At 60.0% G+C, this 11,966-nt stretch carries 10 protein-coding genes; 9 read left to right on the forward strand and 1 reads right to left on the reverse strand.

From position 1 onward, the window contains the following. The first annotated feature begins 47 nt into the window (after positions 1-47). From NLK60_RS05320 to NLK60_RS05340, 5 genes are all read left to right on the forward strand, one after another. Positions 48-1,697 (forward strand): ABC transporter substrate-binding protein, encoded by a 1,650-nt coding sequence (locus NLK60_RS05320; RefSeq protein WP_254809851.1) that lies wholly within the window; start codon positions 48-50, stop codon positions 1,695-1,697. Positions 1,698-1,856: 159 nt separating this feature from the next. After that, positions 1,857-2,933, forward strand: coding sequence for an ABC transporter permease (locus tag NLK60_RS05325; protein WP_254809852.1), 1,077 nt, complete (start codon positions 1,857-1,859; stop codon positions 2,931-2,933). After that, positions 2,930-3,931, forward strand: coding sequence for an ABC transporter permease (locus NLK60_RS05330; protein WP_254809853.1), 1,002 nt, complete (start codon positions 2,930-2,932; stop codon positions 3,929-3,931). Before NLK60_RS05325 ends, NLK60_RS05330 begins: the two co-directional genes overlap by 4 nt. 1 nt (position 3,932) lies before the next feature. After that, positions 3,933-5,144, forward strand: coding sequence for an ABC transporter ATP-binding protein (locus NLK60_RS05335; protein ID WP_254809854.1), 1,212 nt, complete (start codon positions 3,933-3,935; stop codon positions 5,142-5,144). Beyond that, complete coding sequence (locus NLK60_RS05340) at positions 5,141-6,475, forward strand: ABC transporter ATP-binding protein (RefSeq protein WP_254809855.1); 1,335 nt, start codon at positions 5,141-5,143, stop codon at positions 6,473-6,475. Before NLK60_RS05335 ends, NLK60_RS05340 begins: the two co-directional genes overlap by 4 nt. Before the next feature lie 26 nt (positions 6,476-6,501). On the opposite strand, the gene NLK60_RS05345 is transcribed toward NLK60_RS05340, so the two are convergent. Next, entirely contained in the window at positions 6,502-7,185 is a 684-nt protein-coding gene (locus NLK60_RS05345; RefSeq protein ID WP_254809856.1) for a DUF5806 family protein, read from the reverse strand. Positions 7,186-7,307: 122 nt separating this feature from the next. Between NLK60_RS05345 and NLK60_RS05350 the strand changes: the two genes are divergently transcribed. The 4 genes from NLK60_RS05350 (at position 7,308) to NLK60_RS05365 (ending at position 11,878) form a co-directional block, all read left to right on the forward strand. Then, on the forward strand, positions 7,308-8,444 hold the full coding sequence (locus tag NLK60_RS05350) for a thiolase family protein (RefSeq protein WP_254809857.1): 1,137 nt from the start codon (positions 7,308-7,310) through the stop codon (positions 8,442-8,444). A gap of 291 nt (positions 8,445-8,735) precedes the next feature. Continuing rightward, on the forward strand, positions 8,736-9,707 hold the full coding sequence (locus tag NLK60_RS05355) for an ROK family protein (protein WP_254809858.1): 972 nt from the start codon (positions 8,736-8,738) through the stop codon (positions 9,705-9,707). A gap of 95 nt (positions 9,708-9,802) precedes the next feature. Then, positions 9,803-11,350 (forward strand): LVIVD repeat-containing protein, encoded by a 1,548-nt coding sequence (locus NLK60_RS05360; RefSeq protein ID WP_254809859.1) that lies wholly within the window; start codon positions 9,803-9,805, stop codon positions 11,348-11,350. A 162-nt stretch (positions 11,351-11,512) separates the two neighbouring features. After that, entirely contained in the window at positions 11,513-11,878 is a 366-nt protein-coding gene (locus NLK60_RS05365; protein WP_254809860.1) for a NifU family protein, read from the forward strand. Positions 11,879-11,966 lie beyond the last annotated feature (88 nt).

Genomic DNA, 11,966 nt, shown 5'->3' on the forward strand with positions numbered 1-11,966 from the left:
ACAAATTCAAAAGTTATATACGCTGGATGGTTGTCGTTTAGCGATGTATGAAGGGTGCAAACAATTATACAACGAACCGCCGCAACGTGCTGCGGTACACTGCAGGTGCGTCAACGATCGGTCTCGCGTCACTCGCCGGGTGTATCGGCGATGCTGACGACGATGAAGGTAATGGCAACGGCAACGGAAACGGCAACGGCAACGGAAATGGAAACGGAGTCGATGCCGACGAACTGACGATAACGCTGTCGCAGTTCCCGGATACGATCGATCCACTCGATCACATTACCGGCGACTACTTCGACATTTACGACCACATTTACGAGCCGCTGTTCGACTTCGTTCCGGGCGAAGGAATCTTCCCACGCGTCGCCGAAGATTGGGAACCACAGGACAACGGCACGACCGAGGTTTACCTCCGGGAAGGTGTTAGCTTCCACAACGGCGACACCCTCACGGCCGAGGACGTCGCGTGGACGATCAACCGGACGGTCGACCCGGACATCGGAGTCCAGAGTCCGATCGGTACATTCGGTCTCGGGTCGATTACCGGTGCTGATGCCGTCGACGACACGACGGTGGCGATCAACTACAACGCCTCCGCTGGCCTCGCCGAATTCGAGTTCGGGAACTACGCCCGTGCAATGAACCGCCAGTGGGCGATCGACAACTACGACGCCGAAAACGAGGCTATCTCGGGTGCCGACCCCGAAGACTTCAACGGAACGGGCCCATACCAGGTCGTCGACTTCGTCTCCGGTGAGGAAATCGTCGTCGAGGCGTTCGACGACTACTGGGGTGACGAGCCACCGTTCGAGACGGTGACGTTCAACGCCTCCGGCGAATCGAGCAGCCGTGTCGCCGCGCTGGAAACCGGCGAAGCCGACGTGACGATGAACATCCTGCCAGAAGACGTGAACACGGTACAGGAAGCCGAGGGCGTCGATATCCGGAATATTACGAGCTTCCGCACGATCTTCTGTCCGATGAAAAACACGGTCGCCCCGTTCGACAGTCAGGACTTCCGACAGGCGATGAACTACGCGGTCGACAACGATGCAATCGTCAACGAAATTCTGAGCGGCTTCGGCGAACCGACCAGCCAGCCAGTCGCTCCGGGTATCAACGGCTACAACCCCGACCTCGAGCCATACGAGCAAGACATCGGCCGTGCCGAGAGTCTGGTCGAAGACAGTGGCTACGGCGGCGCCGAGATCACGCTCACCGCGCCACAGGGCCGGTATCTCAACGACGCTGCCATCGGCGAGCGCGTCGCGGACATGATCGACCAGCTCGACAACGTCAGCTGTGAGGTCGACATCGTCGACTTCCCGGTCGTCTCCGACGCAAACCAGGCGGGTGTCGACCCCGACGAGTTCGACATCCCGTTCTACATGATCGGTTGGGGTACCATTACGGGTGACACCGACTACGGTGTGCAGGGCTTCTTCACGATTCCGGACAACCCAGCACGAACGTTCGACGACGAAGAACTCAGCGACGCTATCCTCGAGACCCAGCAGATCGACGACGTCGAGGAACGAACCGCTGCGCTACAGGACGTCAACGCGATGGCTCGAGAGAAGGCGCCGTTCGTCTTCCTCCACACGCAAGAGAGCATTTACGGTGCCGAGAGCTCGCTCGAGTGGGAGCCACGAGAAGACGAAACTATCTACGTCTGGGAAATGTCGCGATAACCCGCGGACCGTCCCAGATGGATTCGTCGGCGGATGTGCGGCATTCGCCGATCGCTATTTAATGTGTGCTCGAGTGATAACCTTCTTTATTAAAACCGTCGGTAACCGGCAAAGACCGACAGTATAATTACTGTTCGTGGATTCTGTGGACCCAATTCGATGGCAATGAGGCAATTTCTGGTCAGACGGCTCTTACAGGGCATTCTCGTCATCTGGGGTGTGGTGACGGTCCTGTTTGGACTCCGGGCAGTGTCGCCGGGCGATCCCGCGACCTTGATGCTCGGGGAAGGTGCAAACCGCGAACTCGTCGAGCGAGTACGCGAAGAGGAGGGGTTGAACGAACCCATTTACGTCCAGTACCTCGACTACGTCGGTGGACTGTTACAGGGTGATCTGGGGTACTCCTGGCAGTCAAACCGTGACGTGACGGCGATGGTTATCGAGCGGATTCCCGCTACCATCGAGTTGACGATTGCAGCGACGATCGTGGCTATCGTTATCGCAATTCCGCTGGGTGTCGTTTCGGCCACCCGTCGGAACGAGCCGTCAGATTACGGGGCGACGCTGTTTTCCCTGCTCGGAATCAGTACACCGAACTTCTGGCTCGGACTGATGTTGATCCTCGTAATGAGCGTCTGGTTCGGCATTCCGTATCCGACGATGAGTACGGCGACGGTCCCTGTGGGGGCGGTTCGAATCCCGTATCCGAGCTATATTGGCTACGACTTCTATGGGTTCCCAACGGGACGACGGGGTGTCGGATTCCCCGATGCCATGCGCGCACTGGTGTTCGATCAGTCAGCGTCTGAACTCGGTGCCTGGCTGCGGTACATCACGCTGCCGGCACTGACGCTTGGAACCTACTTCACGGCGCTCATCACGCGCCTGACTCGGAGTGGAATGATCGACGAACTCGGGAAGCCCTACGTGACAGCGACGAAAGCCAAGGGGCTGCCGAACCCGCTGATCCGGTACAAACACGTCCTCCGTAACACGATGATTCCGATTATTACCGTGCTAGGCCTCCAGATGGGGACGCTCATGGGTGGCGCCGTCATTACCGAAACCGTGTTCAACTGGCCCGGACTCGGACTGCGCCTCGTCGATGCCTTGCGAATCCGTGACTGGCCGTTGATGCAGGGTATCATCATCTTCATCGCCCTCGCGTTTATCGTTATCAACATCGTCGTCGATGCGCTGTATACCAAACTCAACCCACAGGTGAGCGCCGAATGATTTCCGACCGAATGACGTCGAATCTCAAGCAGACGTTCAAAGAGAGCTTTTTGCCCAAAATTGGACTGGTGTTGCTGCTCGCAATTATCCTGATGGCGATCTTTGCCCCACTCCTGGCGACACACGATCCAACGCGAACGGGCCACTACGCCGATACGGGGTCACCATATCCACCGATGGGCCACAGCTACGAAACACAGATCGCACAAGACGGCGACATCGTCGACATCGAAGTACATCCGACCAGCGAGCACATTCTCGGTACGAACAACGTCGGACAGGACGTGTTCTCGCGGTTCGTCTACGGAGCTCGCGTCTCGCTCCTGGTGGCTCTCCTGGGAACCGCGCTCGCGCTCGTCATCGGTGTCCCAGTCGGGCTGGTAGCCGGATACTATGGCGGGCGTATCGACGACACGTTGATGCGGTCTGCCGACATCATGTTGGCGTTCCCTGGTCTGGTGTTAGCGATGGCGCTGGTGGGCGTCTTCGGCTCGACACCGATACAGGTGCCCGACCCCATCGTTATGGCAGGATTTGCCGAAGGGATGCCCGAATCGATTCCGATACCGGGTTCGGTGACCGTCGTCGCCGGACTCGTTATCTGGGTGTGGTTCGCCCGGGTTGCCCGCGGTGAGGCACTCTCACTTCGTAACCAGGAGTACGTCAAAGCCAGCAAAAGCTTCGGGATGCCCAACCGGCGAATTCTGACCAAACACATCCTGCCGAACAGTCTGACCCCGATTATCGTCCTCGCGACGATTCAGGTGGCGGCCGTCATCTTGCTCGAGGCCTCCCTGGCGTATCTCGGCTTCTCCGGGACGACCCTGTCGTGGGGGTACGAAATCGAACGAGGCCAGGACCTGCTGCGAACCCGGCCGTGGATTTCGATGTTCCCCGGTATCGGGATCATGTTGACGGTGATCGCCGTCAACTTGCTCGGCGACTGGTTCCGTGACGCATTAGATCCGAATATCGAAGGCGACGAACGAGGTGTCTAAGATGAGTGAAACCATACTCCAGATCGACGATCTTTCGACCCAGTTTTTCACCAGCGAGGGGAAGGTAAATGCGGTCCACGGGTTCGATCTCGAACTCGAGCGTGGAGAAGTGTTCGGCATCGTCGGAGAGAGCGGCAGTGGCAAGAGTGTCACAGCCCTCTCATTGATGGACCTGGTCGAATCGCCCGGCCGGATTACGAGTGGATCGATCGGCTATCGAAACTCGTCGTTCGCCGAGAATATGCGAACGAGGTATCCCGACGCTGTCGACGGTGACCGTGTCGACCTCCGAGCGATACCAGAGGAGGCCCGCCGCTCGCTTCGTGGCACCGCCTTCAGTATGATCTTCCAGGATCCCGAAAGCAGTTTCAATCCCAGTCTAACAGTTGGGGAACAGATCGCCGAAGCGGTCGAGGTCCAACAACGAGCGACGGCGATTCCACGCTCCGGCCGGGCCAAAACGCGGGGACCGGAGTACTCGCTTGGCTCGTACATCACGTCGATGGTGCTCCCATCGAAACGGTACGTGAGTGAATCGAGCAAGGAACGAGCAATCGAACTGCTCGAGACGGTGGGCATTCCGGATCCTGCCCAGCGAGCCGACGAGTATCCACACGAGTACTCCGGTGGGATGCTCCAGCGGGCGATGATCGCCCAGGCCCTCGCAAGCGAGCCTGACGTATTGATCGCCGACGAGCCGACGACCGCACTCGACGTCACGATTCAGGCTCAGATTCTCGACCTGTTGAGCGAACTCCAGGCCGAAACCGGCATGACGATTCTGCTCATCACCCACAACCTGGGTGTCGTCGCCCGGATGTGCGACCGTGTCGGCGTCATGTACGCCGGCGAGATCGTCGAGCGGGGCACGCTCGAGGACGTGTTCGACGACACGGTACATCCCTACACCAAAGGGCTCCTCGGCAGCGTGCCCGACCTCGAGGGAACTGGCGACAGATTGCAGGCGATTGCAGGGAACGTTCCTAGCCTGCTCGATCACGAGATGGGGGATCGGTGTTACTTCGCCGATCGGTGTCCGAAGGCGATGGATACCTGTCTCGAGAAACCCCCGGCGTTCGACGTCGATGCGAACGGGAGACACTCGGTCACGTGTTATCTGGCCGAAGAGGACTACGATCCGGACCGAGCGCTCGAGGAAGGGAGATTTGCGACCGAGCAAGCGGCAAGCGATGTCGGAGGTGGCTCCCAATGAGTTTCGACCAGGTGAGCGAGGAGACCGCAGAGCAACAGACACGAACCGGTCAGACTGACCACCAGCCACTCGTCCGCGTCGAAGGCTTACGCAAGTACTTCTATGAGAAGGATTCGCTGCTGGACCGATTGCTGGGGAACGAACCGGTTGCCGTTCGGGCCGTCGACGGCCTGCGTTTCGACGTTCGCCCCGGCGAAACACTCGGCTTGGTCGGCGAGTCCGGCTGTGGCAAGTCGACCACCGGTGAAACCCTGTTGCATCTCCAGGAGCCGACCGAGGGCGTCGTCGAGTTCCAGGGCGAGAACGTATACGAACTCGAGGGGGCGGACAAAAACGCGTTCAGACGGAACGCGCAGGTGGTCTTTCAGGACCCGTTCTCGAGTCTTGACCCCCGGATGACCATCGGAAATACGATTCAACAACCGCTCGAGGTACATAACGTCGGGACGGCGAAAGAACGACGAGAGAAAGCCCAGGAACTCCTCGAGCGTGTCGGGCTCTCGGCCGATCAGATCGATCGGTATCCACACGAGTTCTCGGGCGGGCAGCGCCAGCGAATCGGGATAGCGCGTGCGCTCGCCCTCGAACCGGAGTTCGTCGTGCTCGACGAACCGACCAGTGCGCTGGACGTGAGCGTCCAGGCGCAGGTGTTGAACCTCCTCGAGGATCTGCAAGACGATTTCGGCCTGACGTATCTACTCATCAGCCACGACCTATCCGTGATTCGTCACATCTGTGATCGAGTCGCCGTGATGTACCTGGGCGAAATCGTCGAAATCGGTCCCGTCGAGGAGATTTTCCAGAACCCGACTCACCCGTACACCGAGGCGCTGCTCGCGAGCGTACCGCGAGCGTCGACTGACGAGCGGGATCGAGAGCGGCAAACGCTCTCGGGTGACGTTCCATCACCACGTGACCCGCCAAGCGGTTGTCGCTTCCGAACCCGGTGCCCGCAGGTGATCCCACCGGACGACCTCGACCTCGAACAGCCGGTGTACCGAGACGTTATGAACCTCCGGGAACTCGTCGAACGCGAAACTATCAGCCTCGAGGTCGTGAGTTCCCACGCCGAAGCGACGGACGAAGGGCCGCTCGTCGACGAGACACGGATCGACGAATTCGTCGAGGACATCAAAGCCGCGGTCCTCGAGACCACGTTGCCACCACGAGAGGAGGCAGTCATCGACGAGGCACTGGGTCATCTGGCAACCGAAGACTGGGACGGGGCAGCCGAGATTCTCAAAGATCGATACGAAAGTCTCTGTGAACGTGAGTCCCCGTCGTTGGGCGAGGGACCACATCCGGCCGCCTGCCACCTGTACGACGATTGATCTTCGGAACCGACGACGAACTGCGGTCAGTTTTCCTCGTCTCGAAGCGATTTACTTGCTTCACGCACTTCGCGCATCACACTCGAGATGCGTTCTTCGGCCTCGAGTTCGTCTTCGACGGCCAGGTCGACGCCTTCGACCTCGAGCAGGAACTTCGCAACCTCGGTCGCCTCGTACATCACGTCGTCGAGTTCCTCGGCGGTGAAGAAATCACACATCGCGCCGTAGAGGAAGGTCGCCCCAGCGGTCCGAACCTTGTCCTCGAACGACGACCGGGCCTGGTTGACCGCCTGCGGGGTGTAGGTGTCGGTCATAAAGGGCACGAGTTCGGGGAGGTTCTCGCCGATTTTGGTCATCTCGACGCCCGTCTCGGTTCGGAAATCGGCACACAGTCGTGCAATCGCCCACTCTCGAGCAGTGATGTAGGTCCGGTCGCGGAGGAACTCGTTGACCCGGTCGTACTGGGCCCCGTCCATCTTTTTGAACCGGGCGTACTTCTGGACGTCTTTCGGGACTGCACTGTCTTCCTCGAGGTCGGTTTCGTCGGGCACGCCGGGCATCGCACCCGACCCATCCGAAGCGTTGCTGGCTTTCTCGTCTGTGGACGGCGACCCACGTGTGTTTTCACTGTCAGTTACTGACTGTTCGTTCGCTGTCTCTCGTGTCGTCGATTGCCCTCGGTTTTGTCCTGACTCGGGGTCCTCGTCCATGGACGGTCATTCCGAGACGGTTACAATAAGGATTGTCGTCGCCGTATGACTGTCGGTAAACTCCACTCGAGTCACCGCCAGTTCTACCGGCATTTAAGTTCGTGAAGGACGTTGCAGGCGGTATGTCACAGACGCCAGTAATCGTGCAGGCCGTGCGGACACCACAGGGCAAAGACGACGGCGCTTTCGCCGACGTTCGGAGTGAGGACCTCTCGATTCCGTTGGTCAACGAGATGCTCGCAGAAACTGGCCTTTCGGGCGAGGACGTCGACGACCTGATGTGGGGGTGTGCCCAGCAGCGCGACGAGCAGGACAACAACATGGCTCGAGTCATCGCGCTCCTGTCGGACCTGGGCGAGTCCGTCCCGGCGACGACGATCAACCGCTGGTGTGCCTCCTCGATGCAGGCGCTTATCTCCGCGTCGGACGCGATTCGGGCCGGCCAGCGCGACTGTATCATCGCCGGTGGCGTCGAGAATATGTCACGCGTTCCGATGGGAGACAGCTACGCGACCTTGCACCCGACGCTCGCGACGGAGTACAACGTCGGCGAACTCCAGATGGGGATGACCGCGGAGAAAGTCGCCGAGACGTACGACGTCGACCGCGAGACACAGGACGAGTACGCCCTCCAGAGTCACCAGCGCGCCCACGCAGCGACCGAGGAGGGTCGCTTCGACGCGCAGATCGTTCCCATCGAGACTGACGAGGGTTCCGTCAGCGAAGACGAGGGAATCCGCCCGGATACCGACCTCGAGACGCTTGCTGGGTTGCCGACCGTGTTCAAAGGCGACGGAACTGTTACGCCCGGTAACGCCTCACAGATTTCCGACGGTGCGGCTGGTCTCATGGTCACGAGTGAGGCCTTCGCCGAGGAACACGACCTCGAGGTGTTGGCGACGGTCGGCTCGAACAACGTCGCCGGTGTCGACCCGACGGTGATGGGAATTGGTCCGGTCCCGGCGACGGAGGGCCTGCTCGAGCGAACCGGTCGCGACATCGACGAGTACGACCTGGTGGAACTCAACGAGGCGTTCGCGAGTCAGGCGGTCTACTGCCGTGACGAACTGGGTATCGACAACGAGCGCTTCAACGTCAACGGTGGCGCGATTGCCGTCGGGCACCCACTCGGGGCCTCCGGCGCTCGCCTGCCAGTTACCCTGATTCACGAGTTGCTCGAGCGCGGCGGCGGTCGAGGGTTGGCAACGTTGTGTGTTGGCTTTGGCCAAGGAGCGGCTATCGAGTTCGAAGTCGAGTAACGAGACCTATTTTGGGCTTTTGGGTCCATTTTTGGTCCAGATTTTGCGAGCGAGGCGCAAGCCGAGCGAGACAAATGGTGGGCAGGACAAAAGCTGATTGGTTCAGAGAGCGACCACGTTAGTCGAGGACTGAGCGAACACTTTTTGGTCCAGATTTTGCGAGCGAGGCGCAAGCCGAGCGAGACAAAAGGTGGGCGGGACAAAAGGTGGGTGTATAACGTGCCATAGATACTCACTCTCGAGTAATAATCTGTGTAGTTAAGTGATGGGCCGTCGCTTACTCGAGTAAGAATGGTCTATTACGCGGGCGTCGACCTCGGCGCAACCAACGTTCGGGCCATCGTTGGTGACGAAAGTGGCCGGTCGCTGGCCTCGAGTCGGAACGCAACCCCCCGTGGGCCAACCGGGATCGACGTGACCGAGCAGGTCCTCGAGACGCTTCGGGAAGCCTGTGGGACGGCAGGCATCGAACCGGCGCAGGTCGATGCCGTCGGCATCGGCTCAATCGGTCCCTTCGACCTGGCTGAGGGTGCGGTTATCGATCCGGCGAACCTTCCGGACACGATCGACCGAATTCCATTGACGGGACCCATTTCGAAACTCGTCGACTCCGATTCCGTCTACCTCCACAACGACACGAACGCGGGGGTGATCGGCGAACGTTTCCACTCCGACCGAAACCCCGACGATATGGTGTACGTGACTATCTCCTCGGGGATCGGGGCGGGCGTCTGCTGTGACGGCGGGATTATCGACGGCTGGGACGGCAACGCCGGCGAGGTTGGCCACTGCGTTGTCGACCCGCGAGGACGACTCACCTGTGGCTGTGGCATCGACGGCCACTGGGAGGCCTACTGCTCGGGGAACAACATCCCCGAATACACTCGGCTTCTCGCCGAGGACGACCCGACCATCGAGACTGACCTGCCGCTCGAGGACCCGGATTTCACGGCCAAGGACGTCTTCGATCTCGCGGGCGTCGACGAACTGGCCGATCACACCATCGAGCAGGTGGCTCACTGGAACGCGATCGGAATTTCGAACATCGTCCACTCTTACGCCCCCCTGGTCGTCTCCCTTGGGGGTGCCGTCGTCTTACACAATGAGGAACTCGTCGCTGACCCGATCCGCGAGCGGGTGCCCGATATGGTCATGTCGAACGTTCCCGAAATCACCGTCACCGATCTTGGTGATGACGTGGTGCTCGAGGGAGCGCTCGCGAGTGCGATGACCGATGGTACCGGAGACCGACGCCGGTTGTAACACTTACTTCGATTTCTATAGCACCTTCGTACGAAGTTCGTATCGTTGCTCGAGGCGGCCCGTTGAATTTTATACCCAGCAGTCAAGGTGAGCGTATGCAACGACGGTCGCTTCTCCGTTCGATGGGAGTCGCCACGACGGTCGTGGGAACGGGTATCGGGGGTCTTAGAACCGGAATATCACGTACTCGCGCGACAGTGAATTCCTCGTACGAACCGCTCGGAACGGTACCAGTCGCTGGTGCCTGTGAAGCGGTAGTCGGTGACGACGGTCAGACGGTGTATCTCGCCACCGTCGAAGGGTTTGCGACGGTCGATATTTCTGACCCGACGGAGCCGACGGTGCTCGTTGAGGAACACGACTTGCTCGAGGGCGACCGCGAACTAACCGATATTCTGGACGTCAAAGTGAGCGAGGAGCGACTGGTCGTTCCCGGTCCAGCGAACCCGGCTCCCGGCCAGTTTAACGGGTTCGTCTGCTACGACGTGAGCGACCCTGCCGACCCCGTCAAACTGGGTGCGCCCTACGAAACCGACTACCACATCCACAACTGTTTTCTCGAGGGCGATCGCCTCTATCTCGTCGCGAACGATCTCGAGGGAAACCCGCTGACGATTTTCGACCTGGGTGACGATGAACCCGAGGAGATCGGTCGGTGGTCACTGCTCGATTTCGAACCCGGATGGGGTGACGTCGATCCGTACCTGTACTACTTACACGACGTCTACGTTCACGACGAGGTTGCCTACCTTGCCTACTGGAACGCCGGCACGTATCTGGTAGACGTGAGCGACCCAACCGAACCCGAATACATCTCACACGTCGCCGAGACGACGCTCGAGGAACAACGTGAAATCCCGGAGGGAGAGATCAACGATTACTACATCGGATTGCCCGGAAACGACCACTACTCGGCGGTCGACGAGACGGGAACGATCATGGCCGTGGGCCGGGAGGCCTGGGCGACCGGTGCCCCGGAAGCCGACCGGCCGGGCGGCATCGATATCTACGACGTCAGCGACCCGACGGAGCCGACGAAGACGGCGTCGATAGAGCCGCCCGAAACGCCTGACGCAACCTATCGAAGCGGGCAGTGGACCACAGCGCATAATTTCGAGCTGCGGGACGGCTGGCTCTATGCCTCGTGGTATCGCGGTGGGGTGTCGATTCACGACCTCACGGACCTCGAGCAACCCGAAGAGATAACTGCGTGGCGGGATCCCTCCGTGGCCGCCTTCTGGACCGCTCGAGTGGCTCAACCGGGCGACACTTTCGTGGCGAGCAGTACCCCGATAATACCGACGGCGAATACCGAAGGCGCACTCTACGTCTTCTCGAGCGAACCGGGTTTCCAGTCGGACCCACCCACGTTCGAAACGGCAGAAGACACGGATGGGACTGTCGACGATGGCACCGACGGGGTAACCGACGACCAGGATACCAACGGAACCGGCGCTGGAACCGACGACGAATCGTCCGATGCTGACAGAGCAACGGCGGCCGACGACGAAAGTGACGGTGATAGTGACGACGCCGAAGACCCAATACCCGGATTTACCGGCCTGGCCGCCGCTGGTGCCATTGCAGGGGGTGCGCTCGCACTCGAGCGTCGGCGTCAGTCCGAGGACGGGAACGCACGCTGAGTGACCGCCACCAGTGAGGAACGATATCGTGGATGCTGAATTCAATGACTCGGCGGACGATGGCCGATTCCACTCGATGGCGAGTCGCGTCGTCAGTTTCTGACGGAAAGATCCGTTGGCACAAACCAAACGTTTTCACTTCCTGATTCCCTAGCAGTCTCAATGACTGGTTCCGAGGACGATGTACCCCTGAAAGAGCGCGTCGAGAAGTTCCTCACTCGAGAAATGCCGATCATCCAGATGCACGGCGGAACGAGTGCTGTGCGGAAAGCGGATCCGGAAACTGGCGAGGTGGTCATCGAACTCGGTGGGGGCTGTAGCGGCTGCGATGTCGCCGATATCACGACGGGAAATATCGAAGCCGAACTCCTCACCTGGCCCGAAATTGAGGAGATAACCGTCCGAGTTCCCAATCCCCGAGACACCCTGGGTGGTCCAGAACAGGCCGAGTCGATCATGGGTATCGATCGAACGGAAGGTGGGCGTGGCGATTGGGGCTCTTCGAACCCCGGCAGCGATCACCTGTAAGGGACTGGAAGGCGACCCATCTGCGGACTCACTCGAGGCGTCCCAGTCCGCACGAGGCGTCGTGTCGAATGCTCACACGGCCGGTCAG

The organism is Natronosalvus amylolyticus (genome assembly GCF_024298845.1).
Taxonomy (GTDB): Archaea; Halobacteriota; Halobacteria; order Halobacteriales; family Natrialbaceae; genus Natronosalvus; species Natronosalvus amylolyticus.

Coding starts and splice junctions, on each gene's coding strand:
- NLK60_RS05320 (WP_254809851.1), top strand. CDS start 48: ATGAAGGGTGCAAACAATTATACAACGAACCGCCGCAACGTGCTGCGG.
- NLK60_RS05325 (WP_254809852.1), top strand. CDS start 1,857: ATGGCAATGAGGCAATTTCTGGTCAGACGGCTCTTACAGGGCATTCTC.
- NLK60_RS05330 (WP_254809853.1), top strand. CDS start 2,930: ATGATTTCCGACCGAATGACGTCGAATCTCAAGCAGACGTTCAAAGAG.
- NLK60_RS05335 (WP_254809854.1), top strand. CDS start 3,933: ATGAGTGAAACCATACTCCAGATCGACGATCTTTCGACCCAGTTTTTC.
- NLK60_RS05340 (WP_254809855.1), top strand. CDS start 5,141: ATGAGTTTCGACCAGGTGAGCGAGGAGACCGCAGAGCAACAGACACGA.
- NLK60_RS05345 (WP_254809856.1), bottom strand. CDS start 7,185: ATGGACGAGGACCCCGAGTCAGGACAAAACCGAGGGCAATCGACGACA.
- NLK60_RS05350 (WP_254809857.1), top strand. CDS start 7,308: ATGTCACAGACGCCAGTAATCGTGCAGGCCGTGCGGACACCACAGGGC.
- NLK60_RS05355 (WP_254809858.1), top strand. CDS start 8,736: ATGGTCTATTACGCGGGCGTCGACCTCGGCGCAACCAACGTTCGGGCC.
- NLK60_RS05360 (WP_254809859.1), top strand. CDS start 9,803: ATGCAACGACGGTCGCTTCTCCGTTCGATGGGAGTCGCCACGACGGTC.
- NLK60_RS05365 (WP_254809860.1), top strand. CDS start 11,513: ATGACTGGTTCCGAGGACGATGTACCCCTGAAAGAGCGCGTCGAGAAG.